The 21465-nt window shown below is 65.0% G+C and carries 19 protein-coding genes; 11 read left to right on the top strand and 8 right to left on the bottom strand.

Annotated features, from left to right (window positions below):
* The first annotated feature begins 87 nt into the window (after positions 1 to 87).
* Entirely contained in the window at positions 88 to 1131 is a 1044-nt protein-coding gene (locus AC1DKV_RS28830; protein WP_477138551.1) for a rod shape-determining protein, read from the top strand.
* A gap of 102 nt (positions 1132 to 1233) precedes the next feature.
* Here the strand turns inward: AC1DKV_RS28830 and ggt are convergent, their stop codons facing one another.
* Together ggt and AC1DKV_RS28820 are read right to left on the bottom strand one after the other, a co-directional pair.
* Positions 1234 to 3099 carry a gamma-glutamyltransferase gene (ggt, locus tag AC1DKV_RS28825; RefSeq protein ID WP_477138550.1) on the bottom strand — a complete coding sequence of 622 codons (1866 nt, stop codon included), beginning with the start codon at positions 3097 to 3099 and terminating at the stop codon, positions 1234 to 1236.
* A gap of 29 nt (positions 3100 to 3128) precedes the next feature.
* A complete protein-coding gene (locus AC1DKV_RS28820; RefSeq protein WP_441622164.1) occupies positions 3129 to 3977 on the bottom strand; it encodes a MurR/RpiR family transcriptional regulator in 849 nt (282 codons plus the stop codon).
* Positions 3978 to 4283: 306 nt separating this feature from the next.
* On the opposite strand from AC1DKV_RS28820, the gene pdxR reads away from it, so the two are divergent.
* From pdxR to AC1DKV_RS28805, 3 genes are all read left to right on the top strand, one after another.
* Entirely contained in the window at positions 4284 to 5786 is a 1503-nt protein-coding gene (gene pdxR, locus AC1DKV_RS28815) for a MocR-like pyridoxine biosynthesis transcription factor PdxR (RefSeq protein ID WP_477138549.1), read from the top strand.
* A gap of 406 nt (positions 5787 to 6192) precedes the next feature.
* The gene (locus AC1DKV_RS28810) at positions 6193 to 7089 is read left to right on the top strand and encodes an alpha/beta hydrolase (protein ID WP_441622161.1); all 897 of its coding nucleotides are present in this window, start codon (positions 6193 to 6195) and stop codon (positions 7087 to 7089) included.
* Between the two features lie 41 nt (positions 7090 to 7130).
* Entirely contained in the window at positions 7131 to 7451 is a 321-nt protein-coding gene (locus AC1DKV_RS28805) for a hypothetical protein (RefSeq protein ID WP_441622158.1), read from the top strand.
* 41 nt (positions 7452 to 7492) lie between these two features.
* Here the strand turns inward: AC1DKV_RS28805 and AC1DKV_RS28800 are convergent, their stop codons facing one another.
* From AC1DKV_RS28800 to AC1DKV_RS28790, 3 genes are all read right to left on the bottom strand, one after another.
* Entirely contained in the window at positions 7493 to 8482 is a 990-nt protein-coding gene (locus tag AC1DKV_RS28800; protein WP_477138557.1) for an SLAC1 anion channel family protein, read from the bottom strand.
* A gap of 243 nt (positions 8483 to 8725) precedes the next feature.
* Positions 8726 to 9736: a GlxA family transcriptional regulator gene (locus tag AC1DKV_RS28795; RefSeq protein WP_441622156.1), complete on the bottom strand. Its 1011-nt coding sequence runs from the start codon at positions 9734 to 9736 to the stop codon at positions 8726 to 8728.
* A 135-nt stretch (positions 9737 to 9871) separates the two neighbouring features.
* Entirely contained in the window at positions 9872 to 12859 is a 2988-nt protein-coding gene (locus AC1DKV_RS28790) for an ATP-binding protein (protein WP_477138548.1), read from the bottom strand.
* 499 nt (positions 12860 to 13358) lie between these two features.
* Between AC1DKV_RS28790 and AC1DKV_RS28785 the strand changes: the two genes are divergently transcribed.
* The 3 genes from AC1DKV_RS28785 (at position 13359) to AC1DKV_RS28775 (ending at position 16075) form a co-directional block, all read left to right on the top strand.
* On the top strand, positions 13359 to 14207 hold the full coding sequence (locus tag AC1DKV_RS28785) for a helix-turn-helix domain-containing protein (protein ID WP_477138547.1): 849 nt from the start codon (positions 13359 to 13361) through the stop codon (positions 14205 to 14207).
* A gap of 247 nt (positions 14208 to 14454) precedes the next feature.
* Positions 14455 to 14775 (top strand): helix-turn-helix domain-containing protein, encoded by a 321-nt coding sequence (locus AC1DKV_RS28780; RefSeq protein ID WP_441622148.1) that lies wholly within the window; start codon positions 14455 to 14457, stop codon positions 14773 to 14775.
* Positions 14768 to 16075 (top strand): HipA domain-containing protein, encoded by a 1308-nt coding sequence (locus AC1DKV_RS28775; RefSeq protein ID WP_477138546.1) that lies wholly within the window; start codon positions 14768 to 14770, stop codon positions 16073 to 16075. Before AC1DKV_RS28780 ends, AC1DKV_RS28775 begins: the two co-directional genes overlap by 8 nt.
* 265 nt (positions 16076 to 16340) lie before the next feature.
* On the opposite strand, the gene AC1DKV_RS28770 is transcribed toward AC1DKV_RS28775, so the two are convergent.
* The gene (locus AC1DKV_RS28770; protein WP_477138545.1) at positions 16341 to 17258 is read right to left on the bottom strand and encodes a LysR family transcriptional regulator; all 918 of its coding nucleotides are present in this window, start codon (positions 17256 to 17258) and stop codon (positions 16341 to 16343) included.
* 114 nt (positions 17259 to 17372) lie between these two features.
* On the opposite strand from AC1DKV_RS28770, the gene AC1DKV_RS28765 reads away from it, so the two are divergent.
* Both AC1DKV_RS28765 and AC1DKV_RS28760 read left to right on the top strand, forming a co-directional pair.
* Complete coding sequence (locus tag AC1DKV_RS28765; RefSeq protein WP_441622142.1) at positions 17373 to 18257, top strand: TauD/TfdA dioxygenase family protein; 885 nt, start codon at positions 17373 to 17375, stop codon at positions 18255 to 18257.
* An 11-nt stretch (positions 18258 to 18268) separates the two neighbouring features.
* A complete protein-coding gene (locus AC1DKV_RS28760) occupies positions 18269 to 19423 on the top strand; it encodes a mandelate racemase/muconate lactonizing enzyme family protein (RefSeq protein ID WP_477138544.1) in 1155 nt (384 codons plus the stop codon).
* A 46-nt stretch (positions 19424 to 19469) separates the two neighbouring features.
* Here AC1DKV_RS28760 and AC1DKV_RS28755 read toward each other — a convergent pair whose 3' ends face one another.
* Entirely contained in the window at positions 19470 to 19946 is a 477-nt protein-coding gene (locus AC1DKV_RS28755; protein ID WP_477138543.1) for a tripartite tricarboxylate transporter substrate-binding protein, read from the bottom strand.
* On the opposite strand from AC1DKV_RS28755, the gene AC1DKV_RS28750 reads away from it, so the two are divergent.
* Complete coding sequence (locus tag AC1DKV_RS28750) at positions 19870 to 20103, top strand: hypothetical protein (protein WP_477138558.1); 234 nt, start codon at positions 19870 to 19872, stop codon at positions 20101 to 20103. The genes AC1DKV_RS28755 and AC1DKV_RS28750 overlap by 77 nt on opposite strands.
* A gap of 39 nt (positions 20104 to 20142) precedes the next feature.
* On the top strand, positions 20143 to 21210 hold the full coding sequence (locus AC1DKV_RS28745; protein ID WP_477138542.1) for a Bug family tripartite tricarboxylate transporter substrate binding protein: 1068 nt from the start codon (positions 20143 to 20145) through the stop codon (positions 21208 to 21210).
* On the opposite strand, the gene AC1DKV_RS28740 is transcribed toward AC1DKV_RS28745, so the two are convergent.
* A complete protein-coding gene (locus AC1DKV_RS28740) occupies positions 21200 to 21427 on the bottom strand; it encodes a hypothetical protein (RefSeq protein ID WP_441622136.1) in 228 nt (75 codons plus the stop codon). The genes AC1DKV_RS28745 and AC1DKV_RS28740 overlap by 11 nt on opposite strands.
* Between the last annotated feature and the right edge of the window lie 38 nt (positions 21428 to 21465).

Raw genomic sequence — 21465 nt, 5'->3', positions numbered from 1 at the left:
CATGCGTCGCTATCCATAGCCTGCTTGTCGCCAGAACTGGCGCCCGCCGGTTCGCATGCTTGCGAACCACCAGATAAAAGTTCCCTGATGTTTGGATTCCTCCGTAGCTACTTCTCCAGCGATCTCGCGATCGACCTTGGCACCGCCAACACCCTGATCTACATGCGCGACAAGGGCATCGTCCTCGATGAGCCCTCGGTGGTCGCGATTCGCCAGCAGGGTGGCCCCAATCCCCGCAAGACCATCGAGGCGGTGGGCAAGGAAGCCAAGCAGATGCTGGGCAAGGTACCTGGAAATATCGAGGCCATCCGCCCGATGAAAGATGGCGTGATCGCCGACTTCCGGGTCACCGAGCAGATGCTCAAGCAGTTCATCAAGATGGTGCACGACACCAAGCTGCTGCGGCCTTCGCCCCGCATGATCATCTGCGTGCCGTGCGGCTCGACCCAGGTCGAGCGCCGCGCCATCCGCGAATCCGCGCTGGCCGCCGGCGCCAGCCAGGTCTACCTGATCGAGGAACCCATGGCGGCCGCGCTCGGCGCGGGGCTGCCCGTGTCGGAGCCGTCCGGCTCGATGGTGGTGGATGTCGGCGGCGGCACCACCGAGGTCGGCGTGATCTCGCTGGGCGGCATGGTCTACAAGGGTTCCATTCGCGTGGGCGGCGACAGGTTMGACGAGGCCATCGTCAACTACATCCGGCGCAACTACGGCATGTTGATCGGCGAGCAGACCGCCGAGGCCATCAAGAAGACAATCGGCTCGGCTTTCCCGGGTGCCGAAATCCGCGAAATGGAAGTCAAGGGCCGCAACCTGTCCGAAGGCATCCCGCGCGCGTTCACGGTGTCGTCCAACGAAATCCTGGAAGCGCTGACCGAACCACTCAATCAGATCGTGTCGGCGGTCAAGATCGCGCTGGAGCAGACCCCGCCGGAACTCGGCGCCGATATTGCCGAGCGCGGCATGATGCTCACCGGTGGCGGCGCGCTGCTGAGCGACCTGGATCGCCTGCTGGCCGAGGAAACCGGCCTGCCGGTCGTGGTGGCCGATGACCCGCTGACCTGCGTGGTGCGGGGCGCGGGCATGGCGCTCGAACGCATGGACAAGCTCGGCAGCTTCTTCTCCTACGAGTAAGGGCTGGCCGGTCGCAACGAAGAAGGCCGGCCCTCGGGCCGGCCTTGCGCGTCGCAGTCCCGGCGCTTCGAAAGCGCCGAAAGCACCATCGAGCAACCGCGCTTAATCCCCCAGTGCCACCCCCTCGCGGCGCGGGTCGGCGCCGCCGGCCCATGCCCAGGTGCCATCGGGGCGCTGGCGGCGCATGATGGCCTGCGTGCCGCTGGTCATCTCGATCTGCGCGACCTCATGCCCGCGGTCTTTCAGGCCTTGCACCAGGGCCGGGCTGACCAGGCCGGCTTCCAGCTCCGTCGGTCCGTTGCGGCTGCCGAAGTTGGGCATGTTGATGGCCGCCTGCACGTCCATGTTCCAGTCCAGCAGGCCCACCAGCGTCTTGGACACGTACTCGATGATCTGCGAGCCGCCGGGCGAACCCACGGTTGCGACCAGCTTGCCGGTCTCGCGGTCGAACACCAGCGTGGGCGCCATCGACGAGCGCGGGCGCTTGCCGGGCTGCACGCGGTTGGCGACCGCCTTGCCGTTCTCGCTTGGCACGAACGAGAAATCGGTGAGCTGGTTGTTCAGCACGAAGCCGCGCACCATCAGATGCGAGCMGAAATAGCTCTCGACGGTGGTGGTCATGGAAATCGCGCCGCCGGTGTCATCCACCGCGACGATCTGCGACGTGGACACGCGCGGCGGCGAGCGGTCCGGCGCCAGCGCGAGTGTGGCGMCGGGTGGCACGCCRGCCTCCGCCTTGTCCATGCTCTCGTCGCCGATCAGGCTCGCGCGGCTTGCCAGGTAGTCACGGCTCAGCAGCCCCGCCACATTGACGGGCACGAAATCCGAGTCCGCCACATAGAGGCCGCGGTCCGCATAGGCCAGGCGCCCGGCCTCGGAAAGCGCGTGCACAGCGTCGATGCCCGGCTCGACGCCGGCAGGCGTGGCTACCTGTTTGGGCCGCAGCGCGGCGAGCGCGTATTTCGGATCTTTCGCCGCGAGCGCCTGCAAGGTGCCGAGCATCTGCGCGATCGCGATGCCGCCCGACGATGGCGGCGGCATGCCGCAGACCTTCCAGCGCTTGTAGTCGCTGCAGATGGGCGCGCGCTCCCTGGCGCGGTAATCCTTCAGGTCAGCCAGCGAGAGTGAGCCCGGGTTGGCACTCCCGTTGACCTGCTTGACGATCTCGCTGGCAATCGGGCCGGTATAAAGCACGTCTGGCCCGCGCTGCGCGATCTCGCGCAGTGTGTTGGCCAGCGCCGSATTCTTCAGTATGGTGCCGACCGGCCTGGGTTTGCCGTCCGGTGTCAGGAAGTAGGCTGCCATCTCGGGCGAGGCCGGGAGGAACTTGTCGGCGGCGATCTGCGTATAAAGGCGCGGCGAAATCGGGAAACCCTGCTCTGCCAGCGCGATGGCCGGCTCGAACAGCTTGGCCCAGGGCAGCTTGCCATGCTGGCGGTGAGCCAGTTCCAGCGCGCGCAGCACGCCAGGCGTGCCCACCGAACGCCCGCCGATCTGCCCTTCGCTGAAGCTCATGGGCTTGCCGTCGGGGCGCATGAAGAGGTTTTCGCCGGCACCGGCGGGCGCGGTCTCGCGGCCGTCGTAAGCCTGCACGCGCTTGCMGTCCCAGTACATGATGAAGGCGCCACCGCCGATGCCGGTGGCCTGCGGCTCGACCAGCGTCAGCACAGCCTGCATGGCGATGGCCGCATCGATGGCCGTGCCGCCCGCGCGCAGGATCTTGCGGCCGGCTTCGGTGGCCAGGGGATTGGCAGCCGCGGCCATATGCTTGTMGGCGTAAGTGGTGGTCATGCCCGGCCGGTAGCCGGACGAGACTTCCGGCGCCGCGGGCAAGGCCGTTGCCGCGGGAGCGGTTGTGGCCGGCGGCGCCGAGGACACCCCGGTTTGCGTCGAACATGCGCTTAGCAGGGCGAGCGCCAAGGCCAGCGGGCTGCCCCGGCGCATCAATGAAAACTGCTGAGTGGCCATTTCATCATTCTCCTGAAAGGAAAGGCATTCTAGAAATCGATGCTTGCACCCTCGGGGGTGGCAGAGCGGCGTACGGCCTCGATGGCTTCAAGCCGGCGTTTTGCCTCCTCGGGAAAGCGGGCAATGAGCGCGGCAATCAAGGTCTCGCATTGCGCCAGCGCGGGCACCTTCGTATCGAACGGTGAGCCGGTCTGTACAAAGCTGCTTAGCGTGGCCGTGGCGAAGCCGGCGATCGGCGACTTCCACTCGTCGGTAAGCAGGATGATCCTTGCGCCCAGGCGATGCGCCGCGGCGGCAAAGTCGATCACGCTTTTCTGATAGCGGCGATAGTCGAAGACGACCAGCGCATCGTCTGGCCCGATGTCGACCAGTGCCTCGTTCGCCCGCTCCAGGGCAGGCTCGACGAGACGGACCTTGGGACGGATATGCGTCAGGTGCGACGCGAGCCGCGAGGCCAGGAACAAGCTCGATCGTCCGCCGGTGCAGAACACGGCGGACCGCGCATTGCCGAGCAATTCGACGGCGGTGTCGAAGTCCTCCGGCGAAGCGTGCTGCGCCACGCGCTCKACCGACATCGCCAGGCTTGCCAGCGAACCCCGCTGGAAATCGTCTCCGAGTGCTGTGTTGCCTGGCGCGCCGAGCCGGGAGAGCGGCGAATTCATGGCCTCGTCGACCTCCGCCAGGAGCGCTCGCTGAAATGACGGGTAACCGTCGAATCCCAGCTTCACGACCAGCCGGTACACCGTCGGATCGCTGACCCCGGCTTGACCCGCGAGGTTCGAGATGGACGTCAGCGCGGCACTCGGGTAGCTGGCGAGCAGCGTTTCCACCACCTTCAGCTCCGACGTGGTGAAGCCGGCGGCCTGGTCCGCCAGCATTTCCCTGATTGATAACCTGGCCAAGCCGCTCTCCGGAAGGGACTGCCTTGCCACCATGCAGTGGGGCAGTGTTGCGTAATAAACGTTACAGCGCGTGAAACAAATCGKAGAATATCATTGGGCAGTTCGGCAAAGACCGAGTAAAAACCCTCAGTTTCGCCTGGCGGACGCTGCGTGTATTGTTTGTTGGTGAAACACTCGGCTCAGTTCTCAGCTTTTCTTGTAGCGTACGTTACAGACGTCCAGCACGCACCAAGATGTCACTAGCCAAGAGTCAGGACTCAACGAGCAGAGGGAGCGAAGACTTTGAAAGAGACGCCACTGATCGACTGGCTTCTCGGGCGCAGTCACTGGGCGCAACCCGACCGATCGGGCCTCCCCTTGAACCGGCAGTTGTTTGACGACATCCGCGGCGCGATCCTGGCCGGCCAGTTGTCGGCCGGTACGCGCCTGCCGCCGACGCGCGAGGTTGCCAAAGGCCTGAGCATCGCCCGCAACACCGTCCTGTATGCGTATGAGCGCCTCACCGAAGAGGGCTATACGCTGACACAGGGCGGCAGTGGCACCTACGTCGGCAAGGCACCGCCCGATCCCGCGCTGCGCGAGAGTGTGTTCGGCTTGAGCCAGGCGAGCGAGATCGCGCCGCCGCGCGAGGAATCGCGCCTGTCCGCAAGAGCCCGCGAACTGCTCGATGGCGCCGGCGCATCGGACCGGCAGGTGGGCTCGTTCGTGCTGGGCATTCCGGATGTCAGGCAGTTTCCACGGGCGACATGGCAGCGCCTGATCACCCAGGTCTGGAAAACCGCCTGCCAGGAACAACTGGGCTATGGCACGCGGCACGGCTGCCCGCCGCTCAAGCGCGCGCTGGCGCAATACCTGGCGCTCGCACGCGGCGTCGACTGCTCGCCCGAGCAGATCGTGGTGACGCAGGGCAGCCACCAGGCCATCGACCTGTGCGCCCGCTTGCTCGCCGATCCGGGCGATGTGGTGTGGGTGGAAGACSCAGGCTACTGGGGCGCGCGCAGCGTGTTTCGCGCCGCCGGCCTGAAGGTCGAGGCGGTGCCGGTGGACGCGCAGGGCATGCAGCCCCCGGTTGCGCCGCAGACCGCGCCCAGGCTCATCTTCGTCACCCCGTCGCACCAGTACCCCAGCGGCGTGGTAATGAGCCTGGCACGCCGTCGCTTGCTCACGGAGCTGGCGCATCGCTACGGCGCCTGGATCATCGAGGACGACTACGACAGCGAGTTCCGTTACCACGGCGCGCCCCAGCCATCGCTGCAGGGCCTCGATCCCCATCGCAACACCATCTATGTGGGCAGCTTCTCCAAGGTGCTGTACCCCGGCCTGCGGCTCGGCTTCCTGATCCTGCCGCCGTCACTGGTGGATGCCTTCGCCGTAGCACACTCCGAGTTGTATCGCGGCGGGCAGCTGCAGATCCAGACCGCGCTGGCACTGTTTATMGCGGACGGGCACTACGCCGCCCATATCCGGCGCATGCGCAAGATCTATGGCGAGCGCCAGGCGCTTCTCACGCGGGAATTGCAGCGACGGCTTGACGGCGAGATCGATATCGTCGGCACCGACACCGGGCTGCACCTGACCGTCMTCCTGCGCCGCGCGGAGGATCACCTGGTATCGCGCGCCGCGCTTGCCCACGGGATCGTGGCGCGCCCGCTGTCGTCCTACTACGCGGACCCCCGGCGCTCGCAGAACGGCCTKGTGCTGGGCTACGGTGGGGTCAGCGAGGAGGAGATCGCTCCGGCGGTGGCCAGGCTGGCGGCGGCCATCGAATCGGTCGGCGGGGCCTGAGGCGGGTGGCCAAGACGCGGCGGGCTGCCTCGGCACGCGTTGCGCCGGATCGCAGAAGAACTGCCTCGCGGCCAGCGCCGCGGCAGATAAAGTGCGCTTGCCTCATGCCGCCGTCGTCGTCGTCGCCAAAGCTGGAGGGTCACGGCGCGTGGCGCTCTTCAATCGCGCACAGTCGTGCCGCGCAGTAGGAGAAAGCCGCGATGACCTCATACCCATTGGAGGGAGGGGCCGTTGCCGTAGAGAGTGCAGGCAGGGCGTAGAGGCGGAAAAGCGCCATGCTTGTGTCAAAGGCGGCCAACGAGGCGGCCAGCGAGGCGGGCTGGCCGAAGCTGCTGCCGACTTGGCAGACGGCCTGGGCGATGCCTGTCTATGCTCGGTTCATCGTCTGACACGCATGGAGTATGGCATGGCCTCGCAGCAACGGGAGGAGATCATTCAGCGCCTCTGGGACGACAGGGCACGACTGCCGGAGGATGCCTCGTTGTCGCACATGCGCGAGCACGCCGATGCCCTGTACGACGCGCTTCCCATTCCGGCTGGCGTCCGCTTTGTMGAGGGCAGCGATGTTCCCGGACTGTGGACCATCTCGCCGGGCTCGGCGAGCAATCAGGCGATCCTCTATCTCCACGGCGGAGGGTACGTCCTTCATACCCCTTGCCAGTACCGGACGATGACTGCCGCGCTATCGCGCGAAACGCATCGTGATGTCTTTGCGCTCGATTATCACCGGGCGCCAGAGCATCCTTTCCCACACGCTTTGCACGCTGCATACGAGGCTTACAAGTGGTTGCATGACCGGCTCGGCGAAGATCCCGCTATTGTCCTGGCGGGCGATTCGGCAGGAGGCGGACTTGCCGTGGCGCTGATGCTGATGTGCAAGCTTCACGACATGCCACTGCCCAAGGGGGCTTTCCTGATGTCTCCGTGGACGGACCTGACGCTCAGCGGCGACACGATCCGCACCAAGGCGCTCGTGGACGCGCGCATCTCGCTGGACGCCCTGCGATTCTTTGCGCGAAGCTACCTGCAGGAAGAACACGATCCGCGGCATCCACTGGCGTCGCCGGTGTTTGGTGACCTTGGTGGCTTGCCACCGATACTGATTCACGTGGGCGGAGACGAGATCTTGCTGGACGATGCGACGCGGCTTGCCGCGCGTGCGGCAGTGGCTGGCGTCGACATCGGGCTCCGGGCGTGGCCCGCCATGTTCCACGCCTGGCACATGTGGCATGGCATCTTGCCCGAAGCGCGTCAGGCCTTGCAGGAAGGCGCCGACTTTATCCGCGGGCGCTTCGCGGCTTGAGTGGGAGGACGGCAATGCAAAACGCTGGGATATCTCCACCCATGGAGGTCGCTATTCGCATCGACCCCGCGTCGCTGGCGCGCGTTAGCACCGTGCGCGTTAGCAGGACTGGCCGGTTCCGGCGGACGCAGGAGGCAATGACGCGCATCGGCCTGGCGTTCGCCTTGGACAACATGATCGCCTTGCCACTGCAATGCGATGCGGACGATTGCCTGGCGCGCATCCAGGTCATGTCGTCATCCGCGGTCAGCTGCGCCCTTGCGATCAAGTCCGCGCTGCTGTTCCTAGGGGTGGCAGCGGAACTGGTTTCTCCGCTTGCCGGATTCCACGAGGTATCTGCCCATGACAGAACGCAGTCGTAAACGGGGCCCACGGGGGGCCCGTTCAGCGCAAAGGGTGCGCGTCAACCCACCAGCAGCCGGTGCGTGAACAGCCTGTACAGCGTCCGTACCAGCAGCACGAGGATCACGGTGCTGAGCAGGAAGAGGATAAGACCGGCCAGGGACGTGAGCACCCACGTGTCGGCGTAGAGGGCATATTTCAGGGCGGCATTGGCCAGGGCCGCCATGGGGAAGCTGATTGCCCACCACGACGCCGCGAACGGAATGGAGCGGCGKAACACCTTGAACGACAGCGCGATGAACAGGAACAAGCCGAAGTAGAACAGCAGGCCCGCGAACATGTCGACGTGCCCGGTGATGTTGACATAGGCAAGGAAACCCACTTCGAAGGGCGCGATCATGATCATCAGCGAGGGGACCATGCCGCTGGGAAGCGGCTCGTGATGGACCACGCGGGAAAAGATCATGGTGAAGAACACCAGTGCCACCATCGTGCCCACGGCAATGGCAAACATGTTGACTWCATGCGCCCACGCCATCGGCATGGTGCCGCCGGCGACGGCGATGTCCAGCGTCGCGACACCCGGAATCAGCCATGCCGGCGCGGCGTGCGCCGGATCCTCGCTGCCACGGAGCAGGCGACCGGCAATGACGAACGTGAACGCGATGGTGAGGACGGTGCCGATCGTCCAGACAATCTGTCCGAGGCCTTCGCTGTAGGTGCCGACGATCGACGACAGCAGCAGGATGGMAATGGTCACGGTGCCGAAGAAGTTGCCGGCGATCGGATGGTTGAACTCCGCCTTCACGGCTGCGGGATAGAGCCGCCACTTGGCGAGGTAGCCGGCGGTGAGCGCCAGGAAAGTGGCCATGGCCACGACGCCGACAGCGTCGGCGACGAACAGGTCGGCACCAAAGACCTTATGGGCACCGCGCCATGCCAGGGACAGGCCGGACAGGCCCATKACGGCACCKAACAGGTTGACGTGAAGATGCTTGACCGAGCTGCGCTGATGATGCGTGGGGGCTACGGTCGTGGAGGCGATATTCATGATGTCCTCTGCGTCCTTGAACATCCGGCCACCTCGTGTGATGGGGCGKCCCGGGATTGCGTTGAAAGGATTATGGAAGCGGGATTGGAAGTCCGAAAGGAGGGCGATGTGTCAGTTTCAGCCAACGTGGTGGACTTGGGAGCCACAAGACGAATCCGTCTCGCCCAGGAAGAAGACGGCCCGACCGGGGGCCGCGCGAAGGACGAAAGCCATCGAGGTCACGTGGGAGCTATCTRCCAATGGTCACCACGGCTGGGCTGACGCGGGCGGTCCAACTGACCGGAACAGCGCAGCGGGGGCGCTGCTGCGGTGAAGTTGCCGATAGGCGATCGGGCTCAGGGAAAGGCGGCGCACAAATGCGCGGCGCAGTCCGTTCTGCCCGTTGAAACCGCATTGGTAGGCGATCCTCTTGAGAGGCGTGCCACTCTGCACCAGCAGGCGCCTCGCCATGTCCACGCGGGCGAGCTCGACAAAGTCGGCTGGCGTTGTCAGCGTCTCGCGCTTGAACAGTCGCGAGAAGTTGCGCACGCTCATGCCCGCCCGTTGGGCGAGCGCCTCCACGGTCAGGTCGCGTGCCACGTCGTCGAGGATCCATTCCTGGATATCGCGCATCGCATTCTGCTCGCTGGATTGGACCGCAAGCTGGAGACTCAGTTGGGGTTGCGCCCCGGCGCGCTTAAGGTACATCACAAGCTCTTGCGCCACCTGCAATGCCAGGCCGTTGCCGAAATCTTCCTCGACCATGGCGAGCGCCAGATCCATGCCCGCCGTGACGCCGGCCGAGGTGTAGACCGGGCCGTCCTTCACATAAATATGGTCCGGCTCGATACGGATGTCCGGATAAGCCATCGCGAGGCGCGCGCAGGTTCGCCAGTGCGTGGTCGCGCGTCGGCCTGCCAGCAGGCGCGCCCGCGCCAGCAGGAAGGCGCCAGCGTAGAACGAGCCCAGGCGCCTGACCTGGGTAGCCTGCCGGGCCAGCCAATCGATCAGCGGGCCGTCCTCCTCGTACGCTGCGATATGCGGCCCGCCGGCCACCAGCAGCGTATCGATGTCGTGCCGCGCTTGCTCGAGCGAGGCGTCGGGCAGGAAGCGTACGCCGTTTGACGCGGCGATCGGTGCCGTGTCTGGTGATAGCAGTTGCAGCGTGTATGCGCCGGGATCGCCGAGTTGACGGCAAGCCTCGCTGAATACGTCCATTGGGCCCGCGAGGTCGAGCATCTGGACCCCGGGCAGTGCAAGAAGGGCAATGTGCATGGCGACGACTCCTGCCGCATTGCGCCCATCTTTTGACAGCGTTGCGGCGCTGGTTCGAGGTCGTAGAAGGATAGGGGGCAGGGGCGCGTACCGTCTGCCAGAAACAGGCGATCCCTGTCAAAATCCGCTGACGCATCAACCCTGCAGGAGACCGGCGCCATTTGCGTGGCCTGCGAGTGGCCTGCCGAGCAAGGCGGCCGCCTCGGCGAGGTCGGATGTGCGCCACCCCTCCGTAAAGCGCTCGTAGCACGCCGCCAGCCGTGCCAAGGCGGCGGACGTCTCGGACGCTGCCGGCGCGGCTGCCGTCAATCTCGCCAGACTGAGTGCGGCGCGCAACTCCCACGACCTTGCGGACATGGTTTGCGCGGCCTCGATGGCATTGATCAGGCATTCGCGTGCCTCCCGGGGGGAGGCGCCGGCATCGGCAGTCGCGTCGGTCGCGTGTCTGCCCAGCAAGTCGCCCTTCAGCCGCAGCAACTCAGGTAGCCATGCGCGTTCCTCGCCAGACATCGCGCGCTCCAGTCCTTCGTCTACCACGGCCAGGCCGTGATAAATCTCCCCGGCTGCCAGGCAGGCCTCCGCATGCAGGCAGACGATGCCGGAGATGCCGATGGGGGCGAGCGCCTGGCGCTCGCGGATCGCCTGCTCCATGGCATCGAGATCGCGCACGTTGCCGGAGTTCAACGTGCGCACCCAGCCCTGGATCAGGTGACCCTGGGTGTGCCAGAAGCGGAAGCCGTGTGCCTCGCCGATGTCGATTTCGGCAGCCGCCGCGTTGGCGGCAGACTCGGTTTCGCGTCGCATCACGCAGGTGATGCCGAGCCAGTTCAGCGCATTGGCATGCACKAACGGCAAGCCGGTAGCCAGTGCCAGCGTCAGACCTTGCCGGGCCATGGCCAGGGCCTGGTCGGGATATCCAAGCATCCAAAGCGCCCAGGCACGCCCGCCGTGGGCGACCACCGCCGCATCATGGCCCGACAGCGGCTGGCGCAGCCGGGCGCTGGCGCTGTCGTATGCATGGTCGATTTCCGCGAGACAGGTCAGGGCCGATGCCAGCTCCCCCCGGTAGAGGTGCACGAGCCCCTTCGGCCAGAGCGAGTCGGCCAGTAGTGCGGCGTCTTGCTGGTGTCGCGCCGATGCCTCCAGTTCCAGCGCGTACGACTGCGCGCGAGCAAACTGGCAGCGGGCGAGCGCGGCGACGGCCAGGCCATGTCGCACCCTGTCGAGCTGCGCGGGCATGTCCAGACGGTCGATCAGTACGCGCGCCCGCAAGTAGGCAATCTCGAAGTCGGGACTGGCAATGCCGGCGGTCGCGATCAGCGATGGGCCCATCCCGACCTGGATGCGCAATTCATGGGCGTCGCGCTCTGCACTGGCTTGCGTCTGCTCCAGCAGGGACAGTCCCCGGCGGAAGTGCCGCACCGCCTCCGGATGCGCAGGGCGCGCAGAGGCGCGCTCGGCCGCGAGCGTGTAGTAATGCGCGGCACGCGCATAGTTGCCGGTCCGCTCGAGGTGGATGGCCAGTTCGGCGGCCACCTCTTCGACCTGTTCACCGTAGCGGCTCTCGAGATAGCCTGCGATGCGTCGGTGCCAGATCTCCCGCTGGGCCGCCGAACTCCGGTGCAAGCCAATCTGTTGATACAAGGCATGCAGGAAGGCATAGTGCGAGAGGGTAACGCCGGTCGCCTCCTCATCGGTCTCGACCCGGCGCAGATAGCGCTGCACGCGCGCCAGGTTGTCGCAACGGGCGGCGACATCCAATTCGTCGGTMGCCAGCGCGTAGGCGAGGGCCCCACTGTCAAAGTCGATTCCGATCACGCTCGCGGCCTCGATCATCCGTTGCGAGTCGGCATCGAGGCGATCCATGTCGGCTTCGATCAGCTCGCGCAGGCTCTCTGGAACGTGCGCCGTCACTTCCTCGACCGGCACCGCCAGCATCCAGCGGCCAGCCACGTGCCGCACCCGTTCGCGGGCGACCAGATCATTGATCAGCGCGGCAAGGAACAGGGGATTGCCGTCCGCGCAGCAATGCAGTGCTTCAGCCAGGGTCCCGGCCAGGGCAGGATCCGCAAACCGGTGTTCGAGAAGCTGCTTCACGGCGGCGCGGTCCAGGCCACCCGGGCGGAGCACCGTGYAATTGTCGAGCCTGTCGAGTGCGTGCGCGACGTGGCGGATGGGGTGCTCCGTGGCCAGAACGTCGGCGGGCCGATATGTGCCGACAAGAAGCAGGCGGGCCGGCGCCCGCCCGCGCGCCAGCAGGGAGACCAGATCGACCGTGGAGTAATCGCTCCACTGAAGGTCTTCCAGGGCAACGACAAGCAACGTGCTACGGGCGATCACCTCCAGCACCGTGACGAGTTCCCGCAGCATGCGGGCCTGTGTCGTTCCTGCCGTGCGCTGCTGCAAGGCGGACCGCTGGGTCTCGGTCACCAGACCCCCGAGTTGCATCAGCCAGCTTGGTGCATGCTCGGCAAGCAGTTCGGGCAGCCTGTTGTGGTACCCGTCGCGGCAGATGGTGTCCAGGGCCTGCAACAAGGGCAGATATGGCTCGCCTTGCCCATAAAGTTCAATGCACTGGCCGAAGGCGACGACCGCTCCGGGCACGCGCTGGCACTCGGAAAGGAAGCTGTCGAGAAGGACGGTCTTGCCGATGCCGGGTTCGCCGGTGATGAAAACGATCTGCCTCGCGCCCCCAAGGCATCGTTCGAGGCAGGCGTGCAATGCGGCGCGCTCGCGTTCCCGGCCGACCAGCCCTGGAGCGGGCGATTCGCAAACCTCCGGCATGGGTGCACCCGCAGCGGCGGCCTGGACGGCTGTGACTGGGGCGATGAAGCGGTAACCGCGGCGGGGAACTGTCTCGATGAAGGCGGGCGTCGCCGCATTGTCACCCAGTACCTGTCGTAGTTCGCGGATATAGCCCCGCAGCAGGCTTTCACTGACGTGGCAKTGACCCCAGACATTGCGGTGCAGTTCCTCGTGAGTGACGAKGCGGTCCGGATGTTCGAGCAGGTAGGCCAGCATGGCGAACGTCTTGGGCCGGACCTGCAGGAGAGTGGTCCCCCGCCACAGTCGCTCGTCCCCGAGATCGACACGGAATGGCGCAAACGTATAACCCGTAGCCACGATGTCAGCCTCTCACGGAAATGCCACCCAGAACTCACGCATCTTCCACGCGTTCATGTTAGGCGCTMCACGGTCACGCTTCTACGCTGGAATGGAGCCGGTGGTTGATCTGTCGGCGGCGCGGTGGTGCCATGCTGCGATGCGGCAAGCGTGGGCACGCCAGAGGGCATGGAGGAAGTCATGAGTACGGCATGGACAGATTCGCGCCGCGATCGCGGCACTGGCACGGCATGGATGCGCGCGGTACGGCGCATGGCGGTGCGGCACCGCATCGATGGCGCGTGGCGATGCGGTGGCCTGCACCGGATTGCCGCGCTACTGAAGGCGGCCAGGCATGTGCATGCCCCATCCGCATGTCGTGGCAGCCGGATTCGCCATGTACGCTAGTACATTGCGGGCCGGGGGACAGTCAGGGCAAGAGACTGCTTGTGTCGCGGACCATCGAACGAGAGCGCTTAGCTCACCGGCACTGACGGTCGTTGTGCCMGGCACGTCGCGCATGGAGAGCGGCGAAGAAAAGACGCACGGTGCCATCGAGATCGCCATCCCCCTTGCCGGAACCTGCGTCGAGATCCGGTATCAGACGGCTGCCGGACGAACCGCGAGGGCAAGCGTGGGCGGACATCATGTGTCGGTGATCCCGGCGGAGCAGCCGCACGCGGTCTCGTGGAAACGGAATGCCGGCCTGATCGCCCTTTTTCTGTCGCCCGACGTCATGGCGGATGTCGCCGAGACGCGCGGCCTGCGTCACTGGATGGTGTGGGAGAGCTATACGGCGCTTGACATGTTCCTGCGCAGAATCGGCGACTCGCTGCGCGCGGACATTGCCTGCGGGCATCCAGTGCCTTTGCTGTATCTCGACGCAATGGCGCAGGTGCTGGCCGTGCATTTGCTCCAGATGTACGGTTCCGCGCGGAGGGTGCCGGCATGCGCCGATGGCTTGCCCAGGCACGTCTTGAGCCGCGTGATCGACTACATCCAGGCCAATCTGGCCGGTGATGTCAGCCTGGCAGAACTCGCCGGCGTCGCGGCTGTCAGCCMGTCGCATTTCTCGCGACAGTTCAGGCTGGCGACGGGCCTGAGTCCACATCAATACCTGACGCAATGCCGCGTTGAGCGCGTCAGAGAGTTGCTTCTTTGTGGGACGCAGGGGCTCGCCGAGATTGCGCTCGAAGTCGGGTTCGTCAGTCAGAGTCACATGACCTCGGTATTCCGCAAGGCCACCGCCATGACGCCCGCAATTTTTCGCGATGGCACGCGCGATGCCCGGTCGGCGGGAGCACGTGCACGCAAGCCTGTAGCCATGCGGGCAGCGGGTGATCCGGCACATCTGGCCATGCCTGTTTAGTTCGCCGAMAAGACAGGTAGTTGCGTTTGTGCTGCTGACTMACCGGACAGCTAGGGGACGCAAACACATGTATTACTAGGATCACTTGCAGAAGCCGGGCGCCCTGGCCGCTTGTGTCACAAAATCTATGTAATTCTATAGATTTTAGCGTGCAGGTGGCGGGCTCTCGAATTATCTGTGCGTTTTAGAAGATTTTTGGCTRGCATCAGGTCGCTGGTGTAAAATCTTTTAAACTGCGGAGATTTTCATGCAAGTGAGAGTGCAAAGTGCCTCCGACATTGGTGCGCTGGTCCGTGCGGCGCGGAAATCTGGCGGCATACGCCAGGACGACGCCGCGGGCAGTATCGGCGTGAGCGAGACGTTCATGGTGCGCGTCGAGAACGGCGCGGAGGGCATCCAATGGGGCAAGTTGTTCCAGGTGCTTGAGGGGTTGGGGATTCACATGCAACTTGATCTCCCCAACGTGACGTCAGAAGCCGTGCAGGTTGAGCGCGTCAAGCTTGCGAACAGGCAGAGCCGTGCGAGTCGATTGAGGGCGGCCCGCGCAGATGAGGGCAGCCATGGCTGAGCGCAGCCTTCTCGCAAGCATCAACGGCCAGAAGGTGGGAAGACTCGATGGGAGTCAGGACATCTGGTCGTTTCAATATGACGAGGCCTGGCTCTCCAATGCGGAAGCCTTCCAACTGAGTCCCGCGCTACCATTGCAGACGCATCGTCAAATCGACGGCGGAACKAACCGGGCGATACAGTGGTTCTTCGACAACCTGTTGCCGGAGGAGGCTCAGCGCTCGCTGATGGCACGCGATGCKGGGATCAAGAATGAAGCTGATGCCTTCGCGCTATTGGCGTATTACGGTTCCGAGTCCGCAGGTTCGCTGACGCTTTTGGGGCAAGGAAAGGATCCAGCGGAACCCGAGCTTCGTGCGTTACCGGATGATGTGCTGGAAGGACGCATTCGTKCGTTGCCACGGGTTCCCCTCACTCACGATGCCCTGAAGAAGATGTCGCTGGCCGGCGCTCAGCACAAGCTTGCCATCGTCGTGCGMGACGCAGCGCTGCTTGAACCGGGCGGTAATGCACCCTCAACCCACATTCTCAAGCCGGACCATCAGGATGCTGACGACTACCCGCATTCTGTCATCAACGAATGGTTCGTGATGTCACTCGCCGCTCAGCTCGGGCTGGCGGTGCCCACGGTGAGCCGGCGGTATGTCCCTTCGCCTGTCTATCTCATTCGCCGGTTTGATCGACAGGAGAAAGAAGGGAACTGGGGKCGGCTGCATAGCATTKATGCCTGCCAGATGCTCAATCTCTCGCGTACGTTCAAGTATGATCAAGGGAGCATTGAGTCGCTGTCACKCCTGGCAAACATGTGCCGATCCCCAGCGCTCGAAAGGCCCCGGCTCTTTGACTGGCTCGTGTTCAACCTGTTAGTCGGAAATGCCGATGCCCACTTGAAGAACCTGAGTTTTCTCGTGTCGGCCAATGGTATCGCGCTAGCTCCGTTCTACGATTTGTTGAGTGAAACGGTCTATTCCACGCGCGCTTTCGACAAGCAACTCTGGCCCGATGTCAGGCTTGCTTGGCCGATTCAGGGGAGGGAGTTTTTTCGCGACATCGACCGCACCGTGATGATCGAAGCTGGCAGGGAACTCGGTTTGACGGCCCGGACGGCTGAGCGCCGGCTCGACGTCCAGCTTCGGTCAATCATGCCGGCAGCGGCGGCGCTCCATGCCCGCGCTGAAGACGAGAACGCTGAACTGTTGAAGCAGCGGCCGGATCTCGCGGCAACCTTCGGCGGCGAAATGCGGTGCCTGCGGGCAATCMAGCACAACATCATTGCCGACATGACTCGGCAACTTGCTTGATCCTCGCAATTCCGGAGGCCACTTCCCCCACCCGCTTGACGCAGAAGGAGATGCGAAACGTTGTCGCGTTCCTGCGCAGCCTATCGGGTCCCGTCATCCTCCGTGGAGCGTCCTGCCCGATAAGACCCGAGAGGGTTGCCTGGTCATTTCGACCGCGCTGCACTCGGGAAGACGGACGCAGGCCCGCCTACCCGGCATCGACTGCTATAAGGTCGACTACGCCGCCGGCGCGCTTCGAAAGAGGGCTCCATTCCACGCGCTCTGCTCAACGGGTATTCCTGCCGCGATTTGCACTAGCGTGCCGCTGTGCAAACTCGGCGCAGAGTTCAAGGAAGCCAGTCGCCGCGGGCGAGGGTGTTCGTCCCTTCAGCGTGAGCGCGGAAATGGTCCGCTGGATCTCGGGTTTGACCACGCGCCGAATGGTCACTTGACCGACCMGGACCAGCGGCAGCAGCGACAGCGGCAGGATTCCCACAGCCAGTCCGTTCGCCACGAAGCCGATAACCGTKCTGGCGTGCTCGACCTCAAACGCTGGCTTCAGCGGATGCCCCTGTTGCAGGTAGGTCGCCTCCATCAGGTGGCGCACGCTGCTGGTGCCCGTCAGCGACACCAGCCGATGCGGCTGCAGCTGCTGCCAGGTGACCGTGCGCGAGCGCGCGAGCGGGTGCTGGTCATGGCACAGGAGCACCAGGCTGTCCTGGAACAACTCGCGCTGGGTCAGGTCATGCTCGCTGCCAGTCGCGGGCGCCAGCGCAAGATCGACCACCCCTTGCCGCACCATCTCCAGCGCCACGTCGGACAGCACGTCGTGCACCTGCACGACCACGGCCGGGTGCACGGCTTCGAAGGCGACGATGACTTCCGGCAGGAACGCCGCCGCCAGCGACGGCGAGGCGGCAATGGCGAGCCGGCCGCGCTTGCCCTCGACGAAATCGCGGATGCCGGCGAACGCGCTGTCAAAATTCTCGAACAGGCCTTCCACGGCGCCGAGCAGTTCGGTGCCCACGGGGGTCAGGGCCACGTGGCGGGTGGTACGGTCGAAAAGCTGCGCGCTAACCTTTTCTTCGAGCTTGCGCACAGTCGCGCTCAGTGCCGGTTGCGACAAGTGCACCTGGCGGGCCGCCTCGCTGAAGCTCAGGGTATGCCCGACCGCCAGGAATGCTTCGAGCTGTCGCAGTGTCACGCGGGATGTCATCGATATATAGCTCCGTTGGATAAATCTATCACATAATGAAATTGGACGGATAAATGCGCGGGCCCTACTGTGGAGTCATTCCTCCCCTCAAAGGACACCGCGATGAACAACGCAGCACTCGCCCTCAGCACCATCGAAGTCATGCCGTCCGGGAAGGCGTTGGGCGCCGACATCATCGGCGTCGATCTCCGCGCCGGGCTTTCCCCTGAACAGATCGACGAGGTGCGCCAAGCCTGGGCCGACCACCTGGTGCTGCGTTTCCGTGGCAATGGCGAGCTGTCGTTGCAGCAACTGGCCGATTTCTCGCGCCTGTTCGGCGAACTGGATCGTGCGCCGGTAGCCAGCCAGAAAATGGGCAAGGACTTCGACTGGCAGCATCCCGAGATCACCGTGATTTCCAATGTCCTGGTGGATGGCAAGCCGGTGGGCGGCCTGGGCTCATACGAGGCCGTGTGGCATTCGGACATGACCTACAATCCGACCCCTCCAAAAGGGAGCGCCCTGTATGCGGTGGAGATCCCGCCCAGCGGAGGCGACACCCATTTCGCCAACATGTACATGGCCTACGATACGCTGCCGGCCGAGCTGAAGGCGCGTGCCGGCCAGCTCCAGTGCGTGCACGACGCCAGCCGCAACAGTGCCGGCGAACTGCGCCGGGGCTTTGCCGACACCACCGATCCGCGCCATACCATCGGCGCCGTGCATCCGGTGGTGCGGACCCATCCGGTCACTGGCAAGCGCTGCCTGTTCCTGGGCCGCCGCCGCAATGCCTGCCTGCCGGGCGTGCCGCTCGAGGAAAGCGAAGCCTTGCTCGATGCGCTATGGGCGCATGCGACCAGGCCGGAGTTCGTGTGGGTCCAGCAGTGGCAGCTGGGCGACGTCATCCTGTGGGACAACCGCTGCACCATGCACCGGCGCGACAGCTTCGACCCGAGCACGCGCCGCCTGATGTACCGTACTCAAATCACCGGCGAAGCCGTGGTATGAGGGGAGCAGCCATGAACGCTATCCCCGGCGCCCCGGAGCGTACCGCGCAGGGCCTCGACGACGCACCGGTTTCTTCGGCCACGATCGACGAGGTCATCGTGCGMCATCTCGAGTTTCCGTTGAAGACGCMTTACCGTCTGTCCTCCGGCGACCTGACGCTGTTCGACCCCATCGTCATCGAGATCCGCGACAGCGAAGGGCGCAGCGGCTGGGGCGAGGCGCTGATCATCCCGGGCTACACCCATGAATCGATGGAAGTCGCCTGGCAGGTCGCCAGCACGCTGGCCGAGCGGATAGTGGGGCTGGGCTTCACTTCCGCCGCAGCTCTTTCCATGGCCTGGCTGCTCCCCAACCCCGGCGTGGTCAGCGCCATCCTGGCAGCCCTCGACATGCTCGGCGGCGAGCCCATGCTGCGGCCCGCGCACGATGTCACCGTGCCGCTGCTGGCGCCGTGCCAGGCGCACGATGCCGCGCAGATCCGGGAAGAGGTCGACAGCCTGGTCGAACAAGGGTTTCGCACGCTGAAGGTCAAGGTGGGATATGCCTGGCAAGACGACCTCGATCGCCTGCAGATCATCCAGGACGCCGTGGGCGACCGCGCCACGCTTCGCCTTGATGCCAATCGCGGCTTCAGCCGCGCGCATGGCATCGCCTTTGCGCAACGGCTGCATCCCGGTGGCATCGAGTTGCTGGAGCAGCCATGTGGCGCGGAGGATTGGGATGACAACGCCGCGGTGGCTGCGGTATCGACGGTGCCGTTGATGCTCGACGAGTCGATCTACGGGCCTGAGCACATCGAGCGCGCGGCCACCATCGCCAACGTCGGCTTCGTCAAACTCAAGCTCAAGAAAGTGGGTAGCGCCGGGATGCTGCGCGATGCGCTGAACCGCATCCGCGAGCTTGGCATGACACCGGTGATGGGCGATGGCGTGTCGATCGAGATCGGCTGCTGGATGGAGGCCTGTGTCGCGGCGCGCACCATCGACAACGCCGGAGAAATGAACGGCTTCCTCAAGGTGCGCGAGCGTCTGTTCGCTAATCCGCTGGTGTTCCAGCACGGCGCCATCCGCATTCCCGCGGGCTACTGGCCGGAGGTGGATCGCCACGTGCTGGCCGTCCATACGCGGGACAGCAAGCCGTTTCGGGCTGCGCGCCGCTACCGTTAGTGCAACGCAACTGGCGTAGTGCCGCACAGACGGCACGCGCCAAGCGTCAGGAGACAACCATGATTCTGAGCCAATGCCGTCGCGCGGCAGCATGCGGCCTGAGCGCCCTGATACTCGCGGCGGGCGCAGCGCCGGCCATCGCCGGCACCTTCCCCGAGCGCCCCGTCAAGCTGGTGGTGGCCGGCCCGCCATCCGGCGGCACGGATTTCCTGGCGCGTCTGCTGGCCGAACGCCTGACGGCGCTCTGGAAGCAGCCGGTGGCCTTGATGAACGGCACCACGGCCCCGCTGGTCACCACCATGGCGCTGATCTGGCCGCCGATCAGGTCGGTCAGTGCAGGGTTGCTGCCGCGATATGGCACATGGCGCATGTCCACGCCGGCCAGCTGCGCCATGCGGTGCCCCAGCAGGTGCTGCGGCAGCCCGATGCCGGGCGAGCCATAGGTGATGGAACCCGGCCTGGCTTTGGCAGCGGCCAGCAGTTCGCTCCCGGCAGAGCTTGTGGGCGTGCTCAATGCGGGCATTGTGCAAGTTCTTGCCGCGCCGGACGTGCGCACGAAGATMAAGGCACTATATGTAGATCCCGAAGGCGATACGCCGGAGCAGTTCGCCGCCTTCCACCGCGAAGAGGTGCGCAAATGGGCGCAGATTGTCCAGCAGTGCGGTGTACGGGCGGAATAGCGTCGGGCGCACAGCCCGGGTAACGGGATGGAGACAACCATGAAGCATGCAATATCGTGGGTGGCGGCATTGGTTACGTCGTTCGCCACTGTGCCGCTGCTGGCGCAACCGGTGCCGGCGCAGGCCGATGCCGGCTACCCGAGCAAGCCCATCCAGCTGGTGGTGGCTTATCCGCCGGGCGGCGGCACGGACATCCTGGCCCGCGTGGTCGGGGCCGAACTGCAGAAGGCACTGGGACAGCCGGTCGTGGTGGTCAATCGCGGCGGCGCGTCCGGCGCGATCGGCACCGAGTTTGCCGCGCGCGCCGCGCCCGACGGCTATACCCTGCTGCTGGCCACGGCCAACGTCACGATCTCGCCGGCGGTCGATGCCAGGACGCGCTTCAACCCGACTCGCGATTTCGTGCCGGTGACGCTGCTGTCGGATTCACCGTTCGTGCTGGTATCGAATGCCAGCTTTGCACCGAAGACGATCGCCGAGTTGCTGGCCTATTCGAAGGCGCATCCCGGGGCGGTCAACTACGCGTCGACGGGAGTGGGCTCGCCGCAGCAACTGGCGACTGAACTGCTCAAGAAGAAAGCGGGGCTCGACTGKACACACGTGCCGTACCAGGGTGGCGGGCCGGCCATGGCCGACCTGATGGCAGGCCAGGTGCAGGTCATGTTCAGCAACGTGCTGCCGGTGCTGCCCTACATCAGAAGCGGCAAGGTGAGGGCGCTTGCCGTGACTACGCAGGAGCCGCTACCGGCGCTGTCAAAGGTCCCGACCATGATCCAGGAAGGGCAGCAGGACTTCGTGGTCAGCTTCTGGTCCGGCGTGATGGCGCCAGCCGGCACGCCTGGCGCCATCGTTGCCAAGCTGAACGATGCCTTGCTCAAGATCATGCAGCTTCCCGCGGTGCGCGAGCGGCTCGCGCGCGAGGGCAGCATCGTGACACCGATGACCAGCGCGAAGTTCGCCGAGTTCATCGCGGAGGATGCCGCACGTTGGCGGCAAGTCGCCCAGGTCACCGGCGTGCGCGCGGAGCGCTKAGTCGCTTCGCTGTGTCGTTTATCCGGAGCGGCGGCGCGGGCGTACGTCCTGACAGCCGGGACAGCTAGGCCCTGATCACCGCGACGCTGAACGCGCCGTGGTCCAGCGCATCCGCAATGGCATCGCAGGCGTGCTGGAAAAAACCGTAATAGGTGCCGCGCCCGTTTACCACGATCCGGAACAGGATGAATGTCCGGCGGGGTTCGGGATCGGCTTCCGATCTATTCCGGGGTATGGAAGGGGTGCCCTTCGCAAGGTCATGACCGGCATTGAAAGTCGCAATCCAATGCATTGTGCCTCCTCGAACGGGAACCCCTGCTTACTCTGCCA

It is taken from the genome of Cupriavidus sp. 05T41, from assembly GCF_056396525.1.
Note: the sequence above shows the minus strand (reverse complement) of the source record. Positions and strands in the feature narration are given on the sequence as shown.